Source organism: Shimazuella sp. NTD247, from assembly GCF_059510415.1.
Window position 1 is genome coordinate 67,592 of sequence record NZ_JCAJZU010000009.1, and the last position, 23,705, is coordinate 91,296.

At 37.4% G+C, this 23,705-nt stretch carries 26 protein-coding genes; 11 read left to right on the forward strand and 15 right to left on the reverse strand.

What is annotated here, in order from left to right; all coding sequences use genetic code 11:
* Positions 1-3: 3 nt before the first annotated feature.
* The 4 genes from AC5WOC_RS19355 to AC5WOC_RS19370 all read left to right on the forward strand — a co-directional run bounded on the left by AC5WOC_RS19355 (position 4) and on the right by AC5WOC_RS19370 (position 1,684).
* Positions 4-327 (forward strand): spore coat protein, encoded by a 324-nt coding sequence (locus AC5WOC_RS19355; protein ID WP_496057057.1) that lies wholly within the window; start codon positions 4-6, stop codon positions 325-327.
* A gap of 157 nt (positions 328-484) precedes the next feature.
* On the forward strand, positions 485-1,090 hold the full coding sequence (locus AC5WOC_RS19360; protein ID WP_496057058.1) for a hypothetical protein: 606 nt from the start codon (positions 485-487) through the stop codon (positions 1,088-1,090).
* Positions 1,091-1,133: 43 nt separating this feature from the next.
* On the forward strand, positions 1,134-1,400 hold the full coding sequence (locus AC5WOC_RS19365; RefSeq protein ID WP_496057059.1) for a DUF3055 domain-containing protein: 267 nt from the start codon (positions 1,134-1,136) through the stop codon (positions 1,398-1,400).
* A 32-nt stretch (positions 1,401-1,432) separates the two neighbouring features.
* Positions 1,433-1,684: a hypothetical protein gene (locus AC5WOC_RS19370; protein WP_496057060.1), complete on the forward strand. Its 252-nt coding sequence runs from the start codon at positions 1,433-1,435 to the stop codon at positions 1,682-1,684.
* Between the two features lie 7 nt (positions 1,685-1,691).
* On the opposite strand, the gene AC5WOC_RS19375 is transcribed toward AC5WOC_RS19370, so the two are convergent.
* The gene (locus AC5WOC_RS19375) at positions 1,692-1,976 is read right to left on the reverse strand and encodes a YutD family protein (RefSeq protein ID WP_496057061.1); all 285 of its coding nucleotides are present in this window, start codon (positions 1,974-1,976) and stop codon (positions 1,692-1,694) included.
* 187 nt (positions 1,977-2,163) lie between these two features.
* Here AC5WOC_RS19375 and AC5WOC_RS19380 point away from each other — a divergent pair, with 187 nt between their 5' ends.
* Positions 2,164-2,346 (forward strand): hypothetical protein, encoded by a 183-nt coding sequence (locus AC5WOC_RS19380; protein ID WP_496057062.1) that lies wholly within the window; start codon positions 2,164-2,166, stop codon positions 2,344-2,346.
* 19 nt (positions 2,347-2,365) lie between these two features.
* Here the strand turns inward: AC5WOC_RS19380 and lipA are convergent, their stop codons facing one another.
* The 3 genes from lipA to AC5WOC_RS19395 are packed head-to-tail and all read right to left on the reverse strand — an operon-like array spanning position 2,366 to position 5,276.
* Positions 2,366-3,238 (reverse strand): lipoyl synthase, encoded by an 873-nt coding sequence (lipA, locus tag AC5WOC_RS19385; RefSeq protein ID WP_496057063.1) that lies wholly within the window; start codon positions 3,236-3,238, stop codon positions 2,366-2,368.
* 59 nt (positions 3,239-3,297) lie between these two features.
* Complete coding sequence (locus tag AC5WOC_RS19390; protein WP_496057064.1) at positions 3,298-4,302, reverse strand: FecCD family ABC transporter permease; 1,005 nt, start codon at positions 4,300-4,302, stop codon at positions 3,298-3,300.
* Entirely contained in the window at positions 4,299-5,276 is a 978-nt protein-coding gene (locus AC5WOC_RS19395) for a FecCD family ABC transporter permease (RefSeq protein ID WP_496057065.1), read from the reverse strand. Before AC5WOC_RS19395 ends, AC5WOC_RS19390 begins: the two co-directional genes overlap by 4 nt.
* A 240-nt stretch (positions 5,277-5,516) precedes the next feature.
* Between AC5WOC_RS19395 and AC5WOC_RS19400 the strand changes: the two genes are divergently transcribed.
* From AC5WOC_RS19400 to AC5WOC_RS19410, 3 genes are all read left to right on the forward strand, one after another.
* Positions 5,517-6,461 carry an ABC transporter substrate-binding protein gene (locus tag AC5WOC_RS19400; RefSeq protein ID WP_496057066.1) on the forward strand — a complete coding sequence of 315 codons (945 nt, stop codon included), beginning with the start codon at positions 5,517-5,519 and terminating at the stop codon, positions 6,459-6,461.
* Between the two features lie 193 nt (positions 6,462-6,654).
* Positions 6,655-7,434, forward strand: a complete 780-nt coding sequence (locus tag AC5WOC_RS19405) for a YjgB family protein (protein ID WP_496057067.1) — start codon at positions 6,655-6,657, stop codon at positions 7,432-7,434.
* A gap of 130 nt (positions 7,435-7,564) precedes the next feature.
* A complete protein-coding gene (locus tag AC5WOC_RS19410) occupies positions 7,565-8,518 on the forward strand; it encodes a M23 family metallopeptidase (protein ID WP_496057068.1) in 954 nt (317 codons plus the stop codon).
* Positions 8,519-8,578: 60 nt separating this feature from the next.
* Here the strand turns inward: AC5WOC_RS19410 and bcaP are convergent, their stop codons facing one another.
* Together bcaP and AC5WOC_RS19420 are read right to left on the reverse strand one after the other, a co-directional pair.
* A complete protein-coding gene (gene bcaP / locus AC5WOC_RS19415) occupies positions 8,579-9,979 on the reverse strand; it encodes a branched-chain amino acid transporter BcaP (RefSeq protein WP_496057134.1) in 1,401 nt (466 codons plus the stop codon).
* Positions 9,980-10,165: 186 nt separating this feature from the next.
* Positions 10,166-10,393, reverse strand: coding sequence for a glutaredoxin family protein (locus tag AC5WOC_RS19420; protein ID WP_496057069.1), 228 nt, complete (start codon positions 10,391-10,393; stop codon positions 10,166-10,168).
* 73 nt (positions 10,394-10,466) lie between these two features.
* On the opposite strand from AC5WOC_RS19420, the gene AC5WOC_RS19425 reads away from it, so the two are divergent.
* Entirely contained in the window at positions 10,467-12,233 is a 1,767-nt protein-coding gene (locus AC5WOC_RS19425; RefSeq protein WP_496057070.1) for a menaquinone biosynthesis decarboxylase, read from the forward strand.
* A 2-nt stretch (positions 12,234-12,235) separates the two neighbouring features.
* Here AC5WOC_RS19425 and yunB read toward each other — a convergent pair whose 3' ends face one another.
* Positions 12,236-12,904 (reverse strand): sporulation protein YunB, encoded by a 669-nt coding sequence (yunB, locus tag AC5WOC_RS19430; RefSeq protein WP_496057071.1) that lies wholly within the window; start codon positions 12,902-12,904, stop codon positions 12,236-12,238.
* A 138-nt stretch (positions 12,905-13,042) separates the two neighbouring features.
* Between yunB and AC5WOC_RS19435 the strand changes: the two genes are divergently transcribed.
* Together AC5WOC_RS19435 and AC5WOC_RS19440 are read left to right on the forward strand one after the other, a co-directional pair.
* Positions 13,043-13,837 carry a thymidylate synthase gene (locus tag AC5WOC_RS19435; protein ID WP_496057072.1) on the forward strand — a complete coding sequence of 265 codons (795 nt, stop codon included), beginning with the start codon at positions 13,043-13,045 and terminating at the stop codon, positions 13,835-13,837.
* Positions 13,834-14,310 carry a dihydrofolate reductase gene (locus AC5WOC_RS19440; RefSeq protein WP_496057073.1) on the forward strand — a complete coding sequence of 159 codons (477 nt, stop codon included), beginning with the start codon at positions 13,834-13,836 and terminating at the stop codon, positions 14,308-14,310. The genes AC5WOC_RS19435 and AC5WOC_RS19440 overlap by 4 nt, the downstream gene beginning before the upstream one ends.
* Positions 14,311-14,317: 7 nt before the next feature.
* On the opposite strand, the gene AC5WOC_RS19445 is transcribed toward AC5WOC_RS19440, so the two are convergent.
* The 8 genes from AC5WOC_RS19445 to AC5WOC_RS19480 all read right to left on the reverse strand — a co-directional run bounded on the left by AC5WOC_RS19445 (position 14,318) and on the right by AC5WOC_RS19480 (position 23,702).
* Positions 14,318-14,884, reverse strand: a complete 567-nt coding sequence (locus AC5WOC_RS19445) for an isoprenylcysteine carboxyl methyltransferase family protein (protein WP_496057074.1) — start codon at positions 14,882-14,884, stop codon at positions 14,318-14,320.
* A gap of 2 nt (positions 14,885-14,886) precedes the next feature.
* On the reverse strand, positions 14,887-15,951 hold the full coding sequence (locus AC5WOC_RS19450) for a type III polyketide synthase (protein ID WP_496057075.1): 1,065 nt from the start codon (positions 15,949-15,951) through the stop codon (positions 14,887-14,889).
* A 125-nt stretch (positions 15,952-16,076) separates the two neighbouring features.
* Complete coding sequence (locus tag AC5WOC_RS19455) at positions 16,077-16,370, reverse strand: hypothetical protein (protein WP_496057076.1); 294 nt, start codon at positions 16,368-16,370, stop codon at positions 16,077-16,079.
* Between the two features lie 28 nt (positions 16,371-16,398).
* Complete coding sequence (locus AC5WOC_RS19460; protein ID WP_496057077.1) at positions 16,399-18,996, reverse strand: ATP-binding protein; 2,598 nt, start codon at positions 18,994-18,996, stop codon at positions 16,399-16,401.
* An 11-nt stretch (positions 18,997-19,007) separates the two neighbouring features.
* On the reverse strand, positions 19,008-20,543 hold the full coding sequence (locus AC5WOC_RS19465) for a CD3337/EF1877 family mobilome membrane protein (RefSeq protein ID WP_496057078.1): 1,536 nt from the start codon (positions 20,541-20,543) through the stop codon (positions 19,008-19,010).
* 20 nt (positions 20,544-20,563) lie between these two features.
* Positions 20,564-23,044, reverse strand: coding sequence for an ATP-binding protein (locus AC5WOC_RS19470; RefSeq protein ID WP_496057079.1), 2,481 nt, complete (start codon positions 23,042-23,044; stop codon positions 20,564-20,566).
* Complete coding sequence (locus AC5WOC_RS19475) at positions 23,041-23,442, reverse strand: TcpE family conjugal transfer membrane protein (protein WP_496057080.1); 402 nt, start codon at positions 23,440-23,442, stop codon at positions 23,041-23,043. Before AC5WOC_RS19475 ends, AC5WOC_RS19470 begins: the two co-directional genes overlap by 4 nt.
* Entirely contained in the window at positions 23,439-23,702 is a 264-nt protein-coding gene (locus tag AC5WOC_RS19480) for a hypothetical protein (protein ID WP_496057081.1), read from the reverse strand. Before AC5WOC_RS19480 ends, AC5WOC_RS19475 begins: the two co-directional genes overlap by 4 nt.
* Between the last annotated feature and the right edge of the window lie 3 nt (positions 23,703-23,705).

Genomic DNA, 23,705 nt, shown 5'->3' on the forward strand with positions numbered 1-23,705 from the left:
CTCATGCAAAATCAACAGATGGGACAGCAAAACATCGGGGTAAATGCACAGCAATCACCACAAATGACTGATAGAGACTTTATCAATGATATTTTATCAACCGAAAAATATCTTTCCAACAGTTATAATACTGCTGTGCATGAAGCTAGCATTTCGCAGCTTTACCAAATTCAATTAAAGCATCTAAATAACACCCATAAAGCAGCTTGGGAATTATACCAGATCATGCAACAAAAAGACTGGTACCAAGTGGAACCAGCAGAAAATCAAAAAGTCAGCCAAAAAACGACACAATTCGAAGGTTATAAAAGTCAATTCCCTTATTAGAGTCTAAAAAAAGCGATTATCAACACGATAATCGCTTTCTTCTTTTGAACTTTCTGGCTTCCTTTGTCAAGTAGTGACTTCCTTTGTCAACGAGCAGGATAGAAAGACTTTATGGTAGAAAAAGGTATTAATATCTTTTTATAGGAGGTAATCTATCATGGATCAACCAGAAGTATTCTCCATTTCTACTCGTGAAGTTGCTGCCAGACTAAAAGTAAATGCACGCTGTATTCGGAAATGGATTGATATGTATGGAGAGTATGTAGGCTATGATGTTAGCGAAAAGGGGCATTACCTTCTGTCGGAGAAAAGTATTGGACGGTTAACAGAAATCCAAGAACAACTTCAAAAACCTAACAATTCTATGCGGAAATTACGAGAAGAAATGATCAAAGAAGGAAAATTATCGCAACCAGTTGAAACTTATTACTCTCAACAAACCTTCGATGAAATGATCAATTCCATGCACCAAATGGGACACATGATGGAAGAATTGTTCACTCGTATGGAGCGAATGGAAGAACATCTATACGGGATCTATGACTCTTTTGAAGATATGGAACAAAAGATGGGTGTGGTCGCTCAAGATGCAGTATCATCTGGAGAAGTACATAAAATGTTCGATGAAATCCGCAAAAAGCAAGATCAGCTAAAAATTGAACTGCGCAATGTTCATTTTACCCAGAGATTAACATCTGCTACTTCGGAACAGGGTTTGTTACCCCGTCGTCAGAAAAAAAATCGTTTTCTGTTCTTTTTCTAGTATACTAAACATATTATATGCATCTTAGATAGGAGCCTTTCCAATGGAAGAATTTGAGTTTTTGTATGATGATACCGAAGAAACAAAGACACGATTCGTCAGTTTCGTCGGACAAGAAAACCGCTATGATCTTGTTATTATGATGTCAGGTCGTTTTTATGGAAAACACCTTATTATGCATTTGCAATCCAATCAATTTGCAATTATAGGTCCAGATGATTTGGAAGAAGAAGGATATTTAGAGGAAGCATATTCTTTATCGGAAGCGGAAGCTGCTGAACTTCATTCCTTTTTACATACCCTCGTATAATTTGGACACCTTAACAAAGAGGTGAACAAATCATGGCTGAAGACAAAAAAAAGTACGAGGAACTCGACACCGTTATTGCTTATCATTCGGAACTAGCGCCAGAAGAATTTCCAGAAGGACCTTATGGAGCTGCTCATAACGAAGAAAAATTGGGTAAAAATTCTCCTTGGCTTCCTGGACAGCATGCTTCTCCTAGATTCACATATGAAGACCGGGAACTGCACGAAGGATTACAGCGACAAATGCCAGGCAGTCACCCTACCCATGACGAAGAGGAAAGCTAGCCCAAGGTTAGCTTTTTTGGATTTTTTTCAAGATAAAGTAGGCACATCCATAATTGCAATATTCGGAAAGATATTCATCAAAAAAACTAAACTTTGTTTCCCTTTCCGCTAATTCATTCGTATCTTCATAAAATCCTTTTAGCCGGAGCTGGCCATATCCCCAGTCACCAACAATATAATCATATTTTTCCAATAAATCCACGTAACGTTTGCGAAACGCATTTTGTTTCCAACCTTTGCGATAGCTTTTTATCAGCTTGTACTGATTCTCTTCCACTTGGAAAATATCCATTTCATTCTCTCCTCTCGAAATGAAATGGAACTAGCCGAAAAGGCTAGTTCATTTATATGAAAAATAAATTTTCGGCGTTGAATGGAGAAGATTCCCCATGCAACCCAATGACTAACTAATTCCCACATGCCGGACATGCGCCACGTACATCCTGTGGCCGGTTATTTTCGATGAAATTGGTGAATGCATGCTTGACAACATTCCCATCGGACCAGTTGGAATCAGCGTTCACCCCACCTTCAATGGTACAAATCAGTCGGCTGACCTCTTCACGAAGACAAATGGGCTTGCGGTTCCTCGCTGTAACCGTGTGAACATGTCGATTAGCCATTGTTTTCTCCTTAGAGAATTGATTGCTGTATTATTATAAAATAATTTTTGTCGATTAACTAGACCCCTACTCTCGCTTCTGCAGACTTTACCTGCTCATGCGCATGATAAGAGCTGCGCACCAATGGACCAGACTCCACATGAGAGAAACCCATATCCAGCCCAATTTGTTTCCAGGAAGCAAACTCATCTGGAGTATAATATTTTTCGATTTTCAAATGTTTTTTTGTCGGTTGTAAATATTGTCCGATCGTTACAATATTAACGTTATGTGCTTGCAAATCCTGCATCGCTTCAATTACTTCATCAAATGTTTCCCCTACCCCTACCATAATACTAGATTTGGTTGGGATTTGCGGCTGCATTGCTTTCGCTCTTTTTAATAACTCCAAAGACCGAGGATATTTTGCTTTGGAACGTACACGATCCGATCTTCTTTTTACCGTTTCAATATTGTGATTGAGGATATCTGGTTTAGCGTCCATCACCACCTGCAACGCTTCCCAATTGCCTTGAAAATCAGGGATCAGTACTTCTACGGAAGTTAATGGATTGCGCTCACGAATCGCACGGATAGTCGCAGCAAAAATCGATGCTCCACCATCTTGTAAATCATCACGGGCAACAGAAGTTACTACTGCATGACGTACTCCCATCTGCTCAACAGCTTCAGCAACGCGGTCTGGTTCCTGTAAATCCAATTCGGTTGGTTTTCCTGTTTTCACCGCACAAAAACGGCATGCTCGTGTACAAATATCTCCTAAAATCATAAAGGTTGCTGTACGATTTGCCCAGCATTCATATATATTAGGGCAGCGAGCTTCTTCACAAACAGTATGTAAAGTTTTGCTTCGCATCATTTTTTTTAATTCTTGAAAATTCTCGCCTGTGCTCAATTTTACTTTTAGCCACTCCGGCTTGCGCTCTGTCATATGATCACTCCCACACCTCTAGGCATCTATCCTATCTTACCACATTGTTACCGATAATTTTAGGAAGATACCTGTCTTCTATTTTGATAGATTAGATAAAGAAAATATGGTACTCCAATTAGAGCGGTAAACACACCTGCTGGGATCTCACGGGGAGACAATATTGTACGTCCAACGAAATCTGCCCCAACTACCATAATAGCACCAATTAAAGCTGCTGTCGGCAAAATATATCGATATTGATTACCAACCAAACGGCGAGCAAGATGGGGACCGATTAATCCAATAAAAGTAATACCTCCGACAAATGCCACAGCAGATCCTGTCAATGCTGTACAGAGCAGGAGTAAGACAAAACGCTCCCATTTTGTTTTTACACCCAGTCCGATCGCCGTATTTTCGCCTAGTTCATGGATAGTCAAACTGCGGGAGAATAAAAAGACAATCGGTACTAATATACAAAGCCAAGGGAAAAAGACCATTACTTCTTTCCAGGTTGTCCCATATATACTTCCAGCTAGCCATGTTTTTGCTTGTACTGCACGAAACAATGGACCTAACAAAACAATAAGATGAACAAATGAATTGAGCAATGTATAAAACCCAATTCCAACTAAAATCAGTCGCAACGAGGAGACACCTTGCTTCCAAGCAAGCAGGTAAATCAACAATGCAACGATTGTTGCACCGATAAACGCAAAGATAGGCAAAAAATGCAAGTTAATAGAAAGCGAATTTTTGTTATCACTGAAAATCATAATAACAGAAACAGCAGCTACAGATGCCCCACCACTTATTCCCATCATTTCAGGAGTAGCCAATGAATTTCTGGTAATCGCCTGCAATATTGCGCCTGCTACTGCTAGAGCAATCCCGGCAAGCGCTGCGATAATAATTCTCGGGATGCGCAGTTGGAAAATAATTAAAGATTCAAATGGATTTGCTTGTCCAAAAAAAGCACGAATGACCGTTAGCGGAGAAAGTCTTACTTCTCCAATACCGATACTCAATACAATAAGTCCAAATAATATAAGTACTAGAACAATCCAAACATACTTTTTCATAAGCTCTGCCCCCAAGATTTCCGGACCAAATACAAAAAGATAGGAGCACCAATCACTGCTGTCATCACTCCCACAGGGATGGCTTGCTGGATCATGATAATCCGAGCGAGCATATCTGCCAACAGTAATAAGATTGCGCCAAGTAAGGCTGCAAATGGAATAACAATACGATGATCTTGTCCAACCCAAAGCTTTGCTAAATGCGGCACCAGTAATCCAACGAAAAGAATTGGGCCAGCAATAGCAACGGAACTACCAGCTAATAGAACAACTGCAAATCCAGCCATTATTTTATTCATCGTAATAGATAATCCTAAACCTCTTGAAACTTCCTCTCCCAGTGCCATTAAGTTGAGCGAGCGCGACAAAAATAGCGCTATTACTATCCCAAGACACATATAAGGTAAAACAGGGTATATATCTGTTAATTTTCTCCCTTCTACTGAACCTGTTAACCAATACAACATTTGCTCCAAACTACGATCATTTAATACAAGAAAGCCTTGTGTCATCGAATTAAATAATGCAGCAATACTCGTTCCAGCTAATGTTAACTGTAATGGAGAGTGACCGCGCCCAATTAGAAACACCAGCACATATGTGATTCCAGAACCAAGAAAACTCACCCAAATCAACTCACGAAGTGTCCAATCGGTAAAAAGTGTTACCGTTAGAACCATGATAAAACTGGCTCCACCATTGATACCCAGTGTAGTTTCAGAAGCCAATGGATTTCGAAAAATAACTTGTGTGATCGCGCCAGCGACTGCCAAGCTAGCACCAACCAAAACTGCTATCAGCGTGCGGGGTAAACGATCCGTTATAATTATCAACTGATTTACAGTTGCATGATAATCTCGAAATGTATCTATCACAGTTTGTAATGGAATATCTCTTGTACCAACGACTAAACTCAAACCCATTAAACATACGAGGAAGATTCCCCCTCCTAGAAAACCAATCCAACTCTTCATTTGACCCAACCTTTACATTTTCTGTCTACTTTTTCAGTTTAAAAAAAGGAAAAGTCATGGTCAATGATTTTCATTCTCAATTGGTGTTTTTTTGTCTTAAAATATAAAAATCATGCTATTTTTATATAAAATAAAATAACTCAAAAATATTTTGTCATAAATACGTTGACGAATGTTTTCATTTTAGATACATTTTATATGAGAATGATTATCACTATTGAGAAGGGAATCACCGAATACATGCGTAAAATCTTATCGTCTATTGCTATATTATCAATGTTTGTCTTGCTATTGGCTGGATGCAATCCAGAAAAGACACAACAAACAAATTCTAACTCCACTATTTCGATTACCCATGCGATGGGTACAACGAAAGTACCAACTGCGCCAAAAAGAATCGTTGTATTAACAAGCGAGGGCACAGAAGCACTTTTAGCTTTAGGGATCAAACCAGTAGGAGCTGTTCAACCATACAATGGTAACCCTTGGTATCCTCATACCAGCAGCCAATTACAAGGAGTAAAATTACTTGGTAATGAAAGTACTCCCAATCTTGAAGCTATTGCGAGTTTGAAACCAGATCTCATTCTCGGAAACAAAATGCGTCAGGAAAAAGTTTATAATCAACTTTCTGCAATCGCTCCAACGGTCTTTACTGAAGAACTACGTGGAGACTGGAGTCAAAATCTTCAATTATATGCAAAAGCAGTGAACAAAGAAGAGCAAGGGAAAAAAGTACTTGCTGCTTACAATCAGCATGTTGAACAAACAAAGAAAGCATTAGGCGATCTTGTAAATAAAAAAGTATCTGTTGTTCGTTTTATGCCTGGTCAAACGAGAATATATCAATTGAATACATTCACAGGAGTAATCTTTAAACAACTCGGTTTTCAACGCCCAGCTAATCAAAATAAAAACAGTTTTGCCATTCAAATAACAAGAGAACAAATTCCAGATATTGATGCAGATATCCTTTTCTATTTAACTTATGATAAGCCAAGTGATAAAGGCGGGACAAAATTAGAACAAGAATTTACCACTGATCCGCTTTGGAAAAATTTAAATGCTGTCAAACAGAAACATGCTTTTCAAGTAGATGATGTAATTTGGAATACTGCTGGGGGAATATTAGCAGCCAATAAAATGCTGGATCAGTTAGTAGAATTATCCAAACAGATGAAGTAAAACTCAGAAAACCGTTGGAATTGTTCCAATGGTTTTTTTATATGAGCAAATTTCATCAAACGATCACACCAAAGAAATTACAATATTTTAAGTTACGATAAACTATTAGAGCCTGTTGAGTTTTAATATTGTGTTATTTCGAGTTAGGTAAAATAATATTTTTTATTTTTGGGTAATAAGGGAGATGTTAGGTTTGGAAGAAAGAGATACGATTAAATATGAGCGAATAAAACCAAATGAAGGAAATAAAGATCTATCTATCAGAGAAATTAAGCATCCCAATACCAACCAAAGAAAATCAATAAACAAAAAAACAACCCTAGAAGATGCACCTGCAGAGAACAAAGAAAAGGCAATAAAATTACAAATGATTTTTAAATTCATGGGTATTATTATTACTACTATTTTAGTTCCAATCATTTTATCTGCGTATCAAGACACAACAAACCAGTGGGTTAAAAATTTGTTCGGTCAAAAAGAGACAAATCAACTTTCTGCTAAATCAAAACAAGTTACTGCAACGCCAAAGCAAAATAATATAGACTCAAATGAACAAATATTAATTAAACTTAATCAATTAGCTACAAACGGAAGAATTATAAACTGTCCCTTTCCAATGGAAACTAATGAGCAAAATGTCCGCGAAAAATGGGGTGAACCCGACTATAAATCAAAATCAGGTTTAATCGATTATTGGACTTACAATAAAAATAAAATCACTCTTGGAATTTATAAAAATCATATCATTGATCTCCGTTCTTCCGATTCCACCATAACAAAAATAACAATGAATCAATTAAAAGACTCAGGAAAACCTGATCAAGAGTATAATCACATGAGTTTGGATCAGCATTTTCTTGTATACCATATGGGTCAATACAAACTTCGCTTCGTTTTTCCCAAATCAACAGCTGAAGTCCCCTCGCCACAGCTGTTAAGTATCTCATTGGTCGATTTAAATTATTCCAATTAATTCCATCTCAAGGTTGCAGCATTAACTAGAACAGCTGACACTGGTTTCGGTTGGTAGTTTTATTTTTCTATTCAAATAGGTATACTTCCCATTCTTCTTTTGCAAACTAACAGCAAAAGGAGTGGGGCTCGTGCGTTATTTGCTATTCATTATCTTTTTATTTCCTATCTTTCTTCCCAATCAAACCTTTGCAGAAAAAACTGAAGTGCAACAGTTATTCGAGTCAATGGAAACATTAACAGGAGTTCCATGGGAATATTTAGCTGCTATTGATCAATATGAATCCAACATACATAAAGAAAAATTAAAAAATCGATTAACTCATATACAAGTACCCTCCTATTTATGGGCAGGGTTTAGTAATCCTTATCCAGATGACGACTCGCTTGTTTCCATTCATTACTTTGGTGGTATGGGACTTGATGGTGATGGAGATGGCAGAGCAAACGCAGCAAGCGATCGAGATGTTTTGTATACACTTTCACGGTATTTGACTGTGAATGGTCCCTCTATCTCTCATATTCGCGAACAAATTTGGCATTATTACCACCAGCCCACAGCAGTAGATGTAATCACACATATTGCTAAGATATATGCAAAATATAAAACGATAAACCTAGAAGGAAGTGCTTTCCCCATTCCAAAAGGATATATTTATACCTATAGAAGTACATGGGGCGATCGCCGCGGATACGGAGGACTTCGTATTCATGAAGGAACAGACATTTTTGCACACTATGGCACTCCTGTTTTAAGTACTTGTTATGGATATGTAGAATTAAAAGGATGGAATCGTTTTGGCGGATGGAGACTTGGAATACGTGATGTCAACAATCGTTATCACTACTTTGGACACTTAAATGGATTTGAAAAAGGAATTAAAAAAGGAACGATTGTACATCCAGGACAAAAGATTGGCTCTGTAGGTTCATCTGGTTACGGGCCACCTGGTACAGCTGGCAAATTTCCTCCTCATTTACATTATGGAATTTATAAATTCAATGGTAAAAAGACCTATTCTTATGATCCCTTTTCTTCATTAAAAAAATGGGAACGGGAATCACGAAAAAAATCTTCTTCCTAGCTTCATGAATTCTAAAATAGTTGGAGCAGCTACAAATAAGCAGCTGCTCCGCATTGTTTTTTATTTTTCACTTAACAAGGAATGCTTTTTACTGTAAGCAAAATATACAATTATACCTAATGATATCCAAATTGCGAAAAATATCCAAGTAGTAGTTCCTAATAAGATCATAAGGTATCCACAACTGATGATTGCTAAAATTGGTACCCACGGAACAAATGGTGTCCGGAATTTCCTTGGTAAATCTGGTTCCGTTTTTCGAAGCACCAGTACTGCTATAGAAACAGAAACAAAAGCAGCCAGTGTTCCAATATTCACTAGTGTTGCTATTTGGTTAAGTGGAACTAGTCCTCCAATTAACCCTGCAACGATCCCGCAAAACCAAGTTACTCTAGTAGGAACTTGTCTTTTTACATTCATTTTTGCTAATGAACGAGGAAATAGTCCATCCCGAGACAAAGACAAAATAATTCTCGTTAAACCATACAACATAACCAAAATAACTGTCATCATACCTAAAACCGTACCAATGGTAACCAAAATAATAAGCCAATTCAAACCAGTTGCTTGCAATGCAAATGCTACCGGACGATCTTCATGGCCAACAAAAGTTCCAGCAGGAGTTAATCCAGTAATAATCAATGTAATGAGAATATACAGTACAGTACAGATTAGTAAGGAATAGATAATACCTCTTGGTAAATCTTTCGCTGGATTTTTTGTTTCTTCTGCTGCTGTGCTCACTGCATCAAATCCAAGAAAAGCAAAAAATACAAGAGCAGCTGCACTAAACACACTTGACCAACCATGAGGAATAAATGGTTTCCAATGAGAAGGCTCGATATAAAAAACACCAACGGCAATAATGAGAACGATTACAAAAATTTTGATTGTTACCATTATATTATTTAATCGTTTGGATTCTTTTACCCCAAGTGACAATAATAATGTAATGACCATAACGATAAAAAATGCTGGTAAGTTAAAAACAGTTGCTACCCCTTTAACAGCTCCAGGAGCACCTGTCAAAGCAGTTGGCAAGTGGACCCCTATACTTTCTAGAAAAGCTTGTGCATATCCAGACCAACCAGCAGATACAGCACTAACAGCGAGCAAATACTCTGAAATTAAATCCCATCCAATAAGAAAAGCAAAAAATTCACCCAGCGTTGCATATGCATATGTGTACGCAGATCCAGAAACTGGAACGGTAGAAGCAAATTCTGCATAAGTTAAGGCTGCAAACAGACATGCTAAGCCAGCAACAATAAAGGATACGATAACTCCAGGGCCAGCCATAATAGCACCTGTCCCGGATAACACGAATATACCTGTCCCAACAACTGCTCCAACACCTAATAAAGTTAAATCCCATGTACCCAAATCACGCTTCAAACCTGTTTGAGATTGTCTAGCAATTAATTCATGGATATCCTTTTTACGTAATATACTCATCATTATCCTCCAATCTTTATATTCAGAAAAAAATAACAATTATTTTTTTCAGCGTATTGCCATTATATCGGAACAACCTATATTTTTGGAAGGGAATTGGAAAATAAACTACTCTTAAGAATATATTAAAAATATAAAAATAATAAAAAAACCAACCAAATTACATGGTTGGTTTTTTTGAAAAAATAGAAATTAACGACCAAGCGCTTTTAAAATTTCATCTGGTTTCAAACCTTGAATCTTATTGTCTCCAATAACAGTGACAGGAACTCCAAGAAATCCCATCGCCTTCACTTCGGCAATTCTCTCTTCATTGTGACCACAATCTCTCAACTCATAGGAGATGTCATGATCAGCCAGAAATTGTTTCAATATCGTGCATTCTATGCAATGTGGCTTTGTATAGACAATCACTTCCATAGAAACTGCCTCCAAACTTATATATAATAAAAACATCGTTTCCCAACACTATCATATAGGAGAATTTCATTTTATGCATCTCAACTTACGTTCATTCCTAAAGCAACTTCGTCAAGAAGACGAATTACATACTATATCGGCACCGGTTGACCCTTACCTGGAATTGGCCGAAATTCACCGCAGAGTAATCGAAGAAGGAGGCCCGGCATTACTTTTTACAAATGTAAAAGGAAGTTCTTTTCCTGTGGTGACAAACTTATTTGGTACCACTCGAAGGGTTGAATTGGCTTTTGGCCCTAGACCAGAACAACTGATGAAAGAAGCAGTGCAACTTGTGCACCGCTTAATGCCGCCAACACTAGGAGCCATATGGGGAGAGAAAAAGTGGCTGTCAGAGTTGATGAAAATTGGATTTCGCTCTGTATCAGCAGAAAGGTCACCTGTACTAGAAACGCATCAGACAAAAGTAGATTTAAATCAACTTCCCGTGCTTACATCTTGGCAAGATGATGGAGGACCTTTTGTGACTCTGCCACTTGTTTATACGCAACATCCCCAAACGCATCAACATAATTTAGGCATGTATCGCATGCAGATTTTTGATACTACAACAACTGGCATGCATTGGCAAATTCATAAAGGCGGAGGATTTCATTATCATGAAGCTGAACAAAAAAATGAATCGTTACCTGTACATGTCTTTTTAGGCGGACCTCCGGCCTTGATTGCTTCCGCAATCGCACCTGTACCGGAATTTTTACCAGAATTGCTGCTTACTTCCTTGATTCTAGGAAGTAAATTACCTGTTGTTAAAGATGAAAAAACAGGATATCACATTGTCTCTGAAGCGGAATTTTTGTTAAAAGGCACAGTTGCCCCACAGGAAAGAAGATTAGAAGGACCATTTGGCGATCACTATGGATATTATTCATTAGCCCATCCCTTTCCCGTCTTCCAAGTAGATCAAGTTTATCACCGGAAAGATGCGATCTATCCTGCAACCATCGTTGGCAAACCACGTCAAGAAGATTATTTTCTTGGTGAATTTTTACAAAAATTATTATCACCTGCTTTTCCAATGGTGATGCCTGGTGTAAAGGAATTATGGACTTATGCGGAAACAGGATTCCATCCGCTTGCTGCTGCTCGTGTTCGTGAAAGTTACAAGAGAGAAGCTTTAGCACATGCCTTTCGTATTTTGGGAGAAGGTCAGCTAACATTAACGAAATTTTTATTGGTTACAGACCAACTAGTTTCATTAGAAGACTTCCCAGCTTTGCTGACAGCAATTTTGGAGAGATTTGATCCAACAAGCGATCTTTTTGTTTTAGGCAATACATCAATGGATACATTGGACTATACAGGACGCAGACTAAACCATGGCAGTAAAGCGATTCTTCTCGGTGTTGGCGAGAAAAAAAGAGAACTGCCACGGGGTTATGAAGGCAATGCACTATCTGGAGTTTCTCATATTGCCTCCTATATCCCGGGTGTACTAGTGCTAGAAGCAAAAGATAGCTTTGCATTGCAACCAAATCTTGCAAATGAACTATTGGATTCCTATTCGGACCAATTAAAAGACTGGCCATTTATATTTTTAGTAGATGACAAAAATGTCATCGACAATCAGACTTCCTTTTTATGGTCTGTGTTTACACGCTTTGACCCTGCTTTGGATATTTTCGCTAAAAGCAAACTGGTAAATCATCATCCTCAATATGAGTTCCCAATCATCGTAGATGCAAGGATGAAACCAGACTATCCTGCCGAATTAGAAGTTGATCTTGGTATAAAAAATACAGTGGATTCCAAATGGAAAGAGTATGGAATCCGTTTATAGATTTATTTCACTGGAGGGACAGGCATTTGTTTGACTGTCCCTTGATCATTGTAAAAATAGTAGTTTGGCACCTTTCCAACAACTAAAGCTTGAGCAATCGGATACTCTACATCTACTGGTAGTATTTCTTTTGAAAATGGAATAATCAAATCCATCTCTGTTTGCATTTTTGCTATCATTGTCACCATCACCATATTAATTCCTTGTGATTCTAATTTCGGGATAATATTAACTTTCACGGTTCCTTTCGGCCATAAGTCTACAGTTAACGGAGGCCCATAGTTAGCAAAAATATCACTATCTAATGCCTGCCCTAAACTAATTTCAATCGGCTTATCTTTTAAATGCTTTAAGACTTCTTGTATTTTGGTTGTTGTATTTTGATATATTTTCGCTTGTACTTGTGGATTCATTTGAATATACGTAATATTCCCCTGATTATCTTTTTGAATAGTCATCACTTGGTTTAATTGATTTCCCAATTTCACTTGTTCTCCGATTCCTTCAACAATTGCTTCTTGTGCCATTCTCTTTGCTTCTGTTTTTGCAATTTGCACCAAAATAGGATGAATATTCCGATCGACCCACCAAACAGATAAAAAAATGAGAAAAGCAATACAAAAAAGCGTGAAATAAACTTTTGTTTTTCTTCTTATGCGTTTTTGAAACAAATTCACCACCACCTTATTACCAACGAAAAAGAATTGACACCTAAACAAAGAAAGCTGAAACTAGTAAAGGAGTTAACACCTTTGTTCCTTTCAGCTTATTCGATAAATGAGAAAGTATGGCAAAACAGGAGGACAAAAATGAAACAATACTTAAATTTGCTGACAGAAATATTGGAGAAAGGAGAAAAAAGGGAGGATCGAACTGGCACGGGAACTATTAGTGTTTTTGGACATCAAATGCGCTTTTCATTAGAAGAAGGATTCCCATTGATCACAACAAAAAAATTGCATCTGCGATCCATTATTTATGAACTGCTGTGGTTTCTAAAAGGAGAAACAAATATTAAATATTTGGTGGATAACAATGTATCTATTTGGAACGAATGGGCTGATGAAAATGGAGATTTAGGCCCAATTTATGGAAAGCAATGGCGGTCCTTTCCAAGTTCAGATGGAAAAACAATCGATCAAATTAGTTTGGTAATCGAAGAAATTAAAAAAAATCCAACCTCAAGAAGATTAATTGTCAGTGCATGGAATCCAGGAGACATCGATAAAATGGCACTCCCGCCATGCCATTTACTCTTTCAATTTTACGTATCAAAAGGAAAACTTTCTTGTCAGCTCTATCAGCGGAGTGCTGATTCATTTTTAGGAGTTCCATTTAACATAGCTAGTTATGCTCTACTCACGCATATGATTGCACAAGTTACCAATTTACAAGTGGGAGATTTTGTCCACACATTAGGGGATGCACACATTTACTTAAACCATATAGAGCAAGTGAAAGAACAGCTGACCAGAACACCCTATTCTTTACCTAAATTAAAATTAAATCCTAATGTTAAATCTATTTTTGACTTCCAATATGAAGATATCTCCATCGATGACTATAAGGCTCATCCCCATATTAAAGGAGAAGTCTCTGTATGATATCTCTAGTTGCGGCGTATGACGAAAGACAAGTGATTGGTTACCAAAATCAATTAATATGGCATCTTCCAAATGACCTACAACACTTTAAACGTCTAACAACAGGGAAAACCGTTGTCATGGGGCGTTCTACTTTTGAATCTATTGGCAAAGCGTTACCGGATCGGCGAAACATCGTACTAACAAAAGACACATCGTTCAAAGCAGATAATGTGGAAACAATTCATCAATTAAAAGAAATTTTCCAACTGGAAGATCCAATGATTATTGGCGGTTCTTCTATCTATGAACAACTACTTCCTTATACTGAACACCTGTATATTACAGTTATTCATCATCTATTTAAAGGTGATGCCTATTTTCCGCAATGGAATAAATCAGAGTATCAGTTATTATCTCAAGAGGAAGGAATAGTAGACAAAAGAAATAAATATCCTCACACATTTTACCATTATCAAAAGAAACAAAAATAAAAATTTATTACTCTACATTTGGGAGAAACCGCCTTTTTTCTCCCATCTCTTCTTCATAATTAGTAGCGTTTTTTAAAGCAAATTCTTCCATTGGAATTCTAATTAATACCATTGTTAGAGTATTCATAAAGGTTACTAATATCGCTGTTAAGTACGCACCAAAAATGACAGGAAAAACTAGTAACTCAATTGCTACTACAACATAGTTTGGATGTCTTATATATTTATATGGACCTGAAACTTGTGGTCTATGCCCAGGAACAACCCAAATTCTTGTATTCCAGTACTTACCTAATGATTTTATACACCAATAACGTAAAATTTGTGTGCAAACAAACAATAGGAAAGGAACCCAAGCCCAAAATGGAGGCTTAGCATGAAAAAACAATATCTCTCCCCATATACCAGCAAAAAGCAAAAAATGAATGGACAAAATCAATTTGTAATGTTCCTGTCCAACTTCATATCCACCTTGGCTTTGCATCCATTTACTATTTCGTCTTGCCACTGCTAATTCTCCGATTCTTTGTACCACCACGATCCACCACAATAAAATCAGCCATGAGTTCATCATATTTAATCCATCTCACTCCAATCTAATAAAATTAACTCTGAACTAAATCCTGGACCAAGAGCCGTCATCAAACCGTAGCCATTTGGTCTATTCATTTGTAATATTTGTTGTAAGACAAAAAGTACCGTTACAGAGGACATATTTCCAAACTTCGCTAAAACATCATAGGAAAAAGCAAACTTCTCCTTAGGAATTTGAAGAGCGGATTCATATGCCTGTAAAACTTTTACTCCACCTGGATGAGACACCATATAGGATATTTGATCGATAGTAATGTTACATTTTCGGAAAAAATCATCAACCACTGTTCTGACTTGCTGCTCCACAATACTTGGAATATCACGAGAAAAAACTACTTTTAGCCCATCATCTACTACTTTCCATCCCATAACATCCAATGAGTTTGGCCAAATGGTGCTCATACTGTTTATCACAGTCGGTTTGTTTGTTTTTTTTGGAACATCTTTTCCTTCTATTAAAACAGCAGCAACCCCATCCCCAAATAAAGAAGTAGCTACAATATTGCTTTTACTCACATCCTGAGGACGAAAACTCAAACTACATAGTTCAATCGCAAGAAACAAAACACGCGAAGTTGGGTATGCTTTGGTATAGTCATAGGCTCTCGCTAAACCCGCGACTCCACCTGCACAACCAAGTCCCCAAATTGGTGTTCGTTTAATCGTTTGGGACATTTGCAATTGATTGATTACATATGCATCGATACTAGGTGTAGCTATTCCAGTTGTAGAGACAAAAATAAGATGATCAATATCCTTTGCATGAATTGATGCTTGTTCTAAACACTGTCTTATTGCGTCTTCTGCTAATTTGCACGCTATTTCCACATATATTTTGTTTCTGTCCATAAATGAATGCTGTTGATAATACCAATCAATCGGACAACTAATATAGCGTTTCTCAATGGTTGTATTCTCAAAAACAGGCAGCATTTTTTCGATCTGCTCATAAGAACTGCCAAATAGTTCATATGCAAAGGCTTTGGCATCTGACTGCGGTAAAACATATGGCGGTACTGCCGTTCCAATCGCAACTATTTTGGACAATGCAAGAAACCCCTTTTGTTTTTTTCTAGCTTAACCATTTTTATATAAAAAAATAGCCTACCAGCAGGTAGACTAATTTTAAGAGATAGATAAATCTAGAAAAAGTTAGAAATGTATTAAACTTACTATCTTGTAATGCGAATAATTAAATATCGTAATCCGCCGACTAAAAGTCCAGCGAATATTTGAAACCAAATACTCTGACTTGGAATCAAATGTGCCAGAATCAATGTAGTTGTTATTCCCCAAGCAATAGATCGTACTAAAGCCGACCAAATGTAAACGGTAATCAGCAATAACAAAAATACAACGATCGCTGTGGCTGAACTTTCTAAGGCGATACCAATTACAAAGCTGAGGATAATGATTTCAAAAAAAGGTAGAATAGAACGAGAAAACCCATGAAGCGTTTTTAACATCTGTTTTCCCCCTTAGAACATTTTCTTACTATGTTGATTCTTGTCTTTGTTGCTCCATGTAATGGGAGATTTCTTTATCTAGTTCCTCCACCTCTCTTGCCTCAGAAGAGTCAATCATCCTCTTTATGCCCCAATCCAATCCCCATTGAAAAGCTTCTTGTCTTTCATTTGTTTTATAATTTGCTGTTTTACCATCCGGCAAAAAAACAGATGGTGGATGATTGGACACCACACAAGTAGTAACTGTTTTACGTTGATTCTTTTTAGAGTGAATATAAACTGCTGCTGTTCGCTCGGCTAGTTTTTCTACAAAAGACGCTTTTAGATGGTTTCTTGTTAAATCTTCAATTTCATCTGCACCTTCTAGCTGAGCACAACTAATAACCATCCCAATATTTCCTTTGATTGCCTGCATTAATTCTTCATTATTAAATTGATCAATTTCTCTCGTAATTAGTCCAAGACCTAATTCACATTTTGTATCACTGAGCAAAATATCTGTAAAAAGAGGAATTTGAACCATATGCGCTTCTTCAATAAGCATTAAATGAAATTTTGCTCCTACTGGTCGTTTGATAGCTGCTTGGTAATAGTGATTTACAAACTGTCCAACAGTTACCTTTAATTCGTGATCTTTCATACCATCTAAATCTATAAAAACCAAGTGACCTTCGTCCATATATTTTAGAATATTCAAAGACATCTCTTTTTGTAAATACATGCGGCGCATGGTTGGATCTTGGAGTAATGGATCGATATGATTCAAAATTCCCTCCACTTCTTTTTTCAACTCTTGCTGATCCAACTTTGTCCAGAATCGTTTTACATACGGATCTTTTCCTTTTTGCACTATTTTTGTTCGGAATGCAGGATCACGGAAAAACTCATCTACACATAACACTGTGTGCTGTTCATCATGTTCCATCAAACTATGAACTGCTAACGTCAGTAAACGTTTCATCCGAGTCAACGATTCACTCTTTCCATGTTTGTGTAAAAGCACTTCGGCAATTTGTTCGGCAATTTGATCAATCGGAATATTGTTAGGATTTGCTAATAAATTGAGCCCCACGATATGAGTAGAGTCGCTGGAGAGATTAAAATGATGAATTTTTTCTCTTGGGATTTTTTCACCACTCTCTTCCAAAAAACGAAGCCGATTCTCAATAATAGCGATAATTTCACGTGCAGGATCGAGAATGGTAAAACCAGGGTGTTTATCAGGATCTTTTAGCCAGTCGTCAATCATGGATTGAATAATTTGTGTGGATGCGCTCGATCTCCCCATCCCACTCGTACCTGAAAGAATAAAATGTTTTGTTAGTTGGCTGTGGCTGATTCTAACTTCTCGTACATGTAAAGGATGTTTTGCAACACCAATCAACACACCTTCACTCAATTCATCCGCTTCCAATGTTCGTTGATCATTTACTAGGTGTAACAAATAGCCGCGGCTATTTTTATCAATTTTTTCTGGTTCTTTGTAGATCCAGTGATTGGAAGGTGGGAGATGAAATAAATTGGCCAACTCATTTCCGTCCCAAATCATAAAGGTGGATGGGTAAGGGTATGGTATCGGATTTTTATCGCTTATAGGATTCCACCATTTTTGCGGCCAAAAGCGAATTGCACCATCATAATTCATTGCAGTCTCAATTGCATTTGCAGTAGAACGAACCACCGATACGGAATGTTCGTGGTTGGACCACAAACTCAGCCGAACTCTAAAAGACAATTCTCGACCAGTTAATCGTTTCATCAGACTTATCCGTCGAGCTTTTTCCTCTGGTTCCATCTCAGATATTTTTTTGTCTTTGAAACTATCTAATATATCTTCCGAGCGGTCTTCTAGCTTAGACCAACTCACAGGAGAAAATTGGATATCTAGGAACGTCCCAGGACGAAGTGAATTTAATATATTGCCAATTGGGCTTTCTTTCTTTTGTTCCAAAGATGACAGTGGCAAACCTTTCCTTTTACCAAATTGAAAAGTAAATATTCCGCCAGATCCGCCTTTTTCTGTTTCAGGGAATTGATCTTTGGTAATTTCATGTATTTCAGCAGAAGGATAAACACTTTTAATCGTATCAAATACACTGTTTCCTTTGTCTTTCGGATAGGACATATAAATACCAATTTCATTGGAACCCACTGGAATAGCAAATCGAATACGAAACCAAGGATTCCCAAACTGTATCCTTCTTGTAAGATGTCGGATCATCCCTCCGAAAGTTCGTGCCATCGTAGTAATTTTATCGATCTCCAGTTCGATATTATCCGCTGGTAAAATACGCAGATAACGAACACCTTTCACCGCCTGTCGACGATAGTACATAATCATTAGCCAACGAATGGCGATATACAATATCGGGATGCAAATAAGAATACCGAATACAGTCGGCAGCCAAGATAACAAAAATTTTCCAGAAGCAGTTACTGTTGAGTTAACAGTATCTACTGCTTCTGATGTATCTGGCGATTTCCCTTCCAATCTAGGTTGTAAAAAGTTCCAGACTTCTATCAGGAGATACAATAAAGCTATTGGCAAAACTGCATAAAACAAAAAATACCGAGGTATTTTTGCCAAATCATCAGGACCACCTTTTGGCATCTTCAACCAGCTCATTTTTCCCCCACCTATCTTGGAAATCTAATTTTTTCTAATCTAGTAGTTGCATTTGCAATGTATGCTTTAAATTGCTTAGACAGATCTTTGGAATTATCGGTATACTGTGTAAATTTACCCAATGATCCATTGACAATACTAATTAACTCGCCACGTTTCCAAATGATTCCTACAGTCAAAATCAACTGCATTATTATTGTCCAGGCATATCCAAAGTCTTGTGGTGGTGTCAAGTTATACAAGATTTGGGATAGAGTTAATATCATGCTCAACAAAACACCAATTACAATTTTTAGTATTTGATAGCCAACAAACTTTTTGGCCCAATCCATCGCGAGTCCTGACCAAGCAGGATACAATGCCATGAGAAGGGCAAAAGGAGCGAAGAGGGCAAAGATCACAAAAATAAATTGGTACACTAAAATCGCACCTGCCACAAACAAAAATACAGCACCTAAAATCAAATGCGATACAACCAATAAGCCAAGCAGAGTTAGTCGCTGAAAGACCCCTAAACTTGTCACCATGACATTTGGCTCATATCCTAATGCAGAATTTCCGACTCGTTCTTCATTTACTGCTTGAACCCTCGCTGCACTGCCAGGTTTATTATTTAAAATCCGGCCAATTCGTTCATCTGTCAACTTTGGATCTCCAGAAGTAGATCCATACTGCAGCATCAAATAGGGCTGGTAAATAAGCATGTCATACATCTTATCTGCTACAACAAAAGATGACACTTGTGAGGAATACTGAACATTTGTGTTGCTAGATTGAGAACTATGTCTTCTAGCTGCTTCTTTATCTTGAGTTGAATTTTCATGAACTTGATTATTACTGACCATATCTGCCTGTAAACCAACTCCCATAATCTCTTGACTTATCCCACTACTGATTCCATTGAGATAATGCATGATTCCACTAGAGTTGTTAAAGAATGCTAACGAAGCCATCAAAATAAAAATTGTAGAAAGGATCCCTGTCCAAGCACTAGATGTATCGCGTTTATACAATCCTTTGTATGCGATCCATGCTCCCGCCAACAAGATGACAAATGTCAGAAAGTTACCCCATATCCCTGTACTCCCTACCTCCGAACCATTAAATCCCACAAATTTTTGGATAATCGCATCGATTTTGTCAGCGAATATATCAACAATATCCAAAGAAAAACCGCTTTCTACTCCTGATATCACCAAAAAGTCCCATATCAAAAGCAACTGCCAAACTGAATTGATGATAAAGGAGTGAATCAAAGCATAGCCGGAATCATAAAAATTCCCGTTTAAATCCCAGCTATCATGATCCGGAAACTGAATCTCTAAATAGTACCTGCTAGGTTTATATTTGGTATATTCTACATCGTATCCTTTTTGTTTTGCTTCTTTCACACGATCTTCTGGAAAATGCACCAAGGAATCAAACATGAAATTGTATCCTGTTTGTTCAGGGGCAGTTTGTGTCTCTGCACTTACTCTTCCTAACATGGATGACCAAAGATAACAGACAAGGATACCGATGACCAATCCTTTGTTTATTTTTTTCATCAAATCTCTCCACTTCTAGGCTAAACTTTCATTGTCTTTGTCTCGATATGCAGCTTCTTTGAGCCGGGTCTGGTATCAAAAGCTTGTAAGAGTCTATCTTCCATAATGAGAATTTCCAATTCATTTACTCTTTTTTCAAGATCCGACATCAAACATGTACCTGTTGGAAGATTTCTTACTTTCTCGATATTACTCTCGCTTGCTTCAATTCCAAGAATGTGACAAGCAGCTTCAGCTTCTTTGTTATCTCGACAACGAAATACAAATCGACAACCTAGGTTGGAGCGAATCTCTTCTCCTAACATATCTTTTGCATTTTGACTAATAAGGTAAATAGCAGCATTTTTACTTCTGCCAGTCCTAACTAATTCTTCTAAAATAGCACGTCCTTCACGAACTTTTGCTAAACGCCAAGACTCATCAAACAAAACCATTTTAAATTGATCGGAAGATTGATTCGAAAAGCGGCGAGAAAAGTCTGAAATAGCCATCAGTAATGCGATACCCATGCGTCCAAAATCCGTCTGGCTCTCATCCGGTAGTTGCAAGTCTTCAATTTGTAAAATAGTAAGCGGCTTAGATAAATCAATCGCTTCTTGCGTTCCATCACCAAATAAAAGTTGGCCTTGACCGGAAGTGGCTAAATAACTAAGCACATCAATCATTTCCTCTAAACTATCTTGTCTCTTTTCTGGTAACTTTTGAACTCCCTCAATTAATACTTCTAAAACCATCGTCATGGAAGGATTATCCGCTTTTATCACTTGATCGACTACTTTACCTAAAACGATTGCTTCATAAGTTCCATCAGCAGCTCGAGCCAAAAATTGAAGAATACGTTTTGCCGTTTCCGCAGCAGCAAATTTATCGGATTGTGTTTTTGCTCCCATTAATGGGTCGAGTTTTCCTCTGTCTGTTAATCCAGAGCGAAGCGTTATTGTACTAGTAATTGGTGCTAATTCAGGTAACATCTCAGGCCAATGGGCTCGTTCATCTTTCGGGTCAAAAATAAGTACTTTTGAACCTTTTAGCAGTGCTTGATATGCAAGTAAGTTTGCTCCTAGCGACTTACCAGCTCCCAAAGAACCAATAAAAGCAGCCGATGCAGTCGTACTTAATTTTTTATCTTTTGGACCTCGATCATGCTCAAAGAAAACAGGCAAATTTTTTGACATACCGATAAAAAAGCCTTGGTCATCTCCTAATTTTCTCACTGCACCTAACATACTTGCTGCGGCTGCAGTTGGATCCATATGATGGATATAATCGGTGATATATCGTTTACTACCTGGTATAAATTCATTAAATCCACGCCATTGATCACCATAAGGAATTTCTATCTGCACTAACATTTCACTATACAAATCTTTGATTAATTGAATGCGAAGTTGTAATTCATCTTTGCTTTTTGCTGAAATACACAACACAATGGATGTTGTTAACAAGGGAAATTTGTCTATACGTAAATTATTTTCTAATTCCAGTGCTTCTTGCCTGCTATTTAAAATATGGAAAGATGTATCTTCTCCACTCTCCGCAGCATGTTCGTCCTCAGCCTTTAATTCTTTTTTCTTATTTTGAACTTGTGAGAGTGCTTTTCGATATTCAATCGTCTCCGTTCGCACAGATGCCTCAACTGGAAAAGGCAACTTTCCTAATGCATAGAGCCATTCTGTCCCTGGAAAAACGGCTTTATCTGGAATATGAGAAATTGTTAGAAAAGCCATGTAACCTTGTCTTGGCTTGCCTGAAACAAATTGTTCTACCACTAGCTGGCGTCCGCCTGAAGCATCGAAACGACCTTCTGTAAGGGTCAAAATATCACGTGTTGGGCGAATTGCTTTTTTCCCTTTTACTTCAACAGGTATTGCTTTTGGTTTCCATTGATATCTTCCAGGTGGGTCCCCTATTCCTCGGTAAAATCCTCTGCGTATGAGCCATTCTAGTTCACTTGTTTTTAATCGTTTTACGGATAAAAAACCATTGAGTCTAGAAAAAATCGTCTCTTCTTGAATTTGATATGCTAGCATTTCTTCTTCCAATATTTCAGGATAATCTGTCCCGGAGTTATTCAAAAGATAGCGTTTAAAATCTTTCCATGCATACGAAAGTTCTTTTAAAAAGGATAGCCCAGATACTTGTGTCTCTTTTAATTTGATCCCAATAAAAAAGCGATATTGATTTAAATCTTTTTCTTTTAAATGCTTTACACTTGCATTAATATGATCTTCTCCGGCTTGTAATAGATCCGAGACCAATGATTGTTTCATGAACAGTTTCTTTTCTTCTAGATCTTGCGAAACAGGGATCATAAGCGAATGAATATCTGCGTTCATATTCCAATAAAAAGCCTCCAATTTCCCATGGAGGCTGAGTTTGTCATCAACTTTGAGGTAATCGTAAGTATAGCCTGCAAGTTCATAATAGGCTGTAACAGTTCCATCTTGGGCAAAAACGATATTTTTTTCAAAATATTTAAGCGGAAAAGGAAAAGTACTCAAATATTGTCACCTCCACTATTAAATCGAAAAGAGACTTCACCCTCGTATTGATACTGTTTATTCGATGTTTTCTCTAATTTTTGATAACGTGCAAAAAATTGATGAGAAAAAAGATGTTCGAAATAACGAAAAAGAAATCGATGCGGGGCTTTGCCATCCAACGTTTTCCGTGTAAAAAACCATGATACCAGAATAGGTATCCCTACAAATTTTAATAAGTAATAATTTCCGAACCAACTAAAAAACGGCAGCGTATTTAAAAGTAACATCACAAACAAAGCACCTACAAAAAAAGCCAACTGTCGATAAGATACAGGGATCGGCAATGGAATCCCCTGTATAGAATAAACCGTTTTTTCAATACGAAACACTTGGTTGTAGATCCGGATTTGCTTCATTTTAGATATGCCTCAAACAACCATTGAAATCCGTTTTGTCCTAACTGTTGAACAAACTCTGGTTTAAATACAAAGACGCTTACTAACATGGCAAAGAGTACAAATCCGAGAAATGCAGTAAATGCTCTTTTCCAAAATAACGTTACACTTACAAAGATGATAATGAGCAGAAAAATCGCACCAATTTCACTTCCCATCGACTCTTCCAATTTTTTACCAGGGCCTTCAGCCGCTAACCAAATCAGGGCATTCCAATTCATACT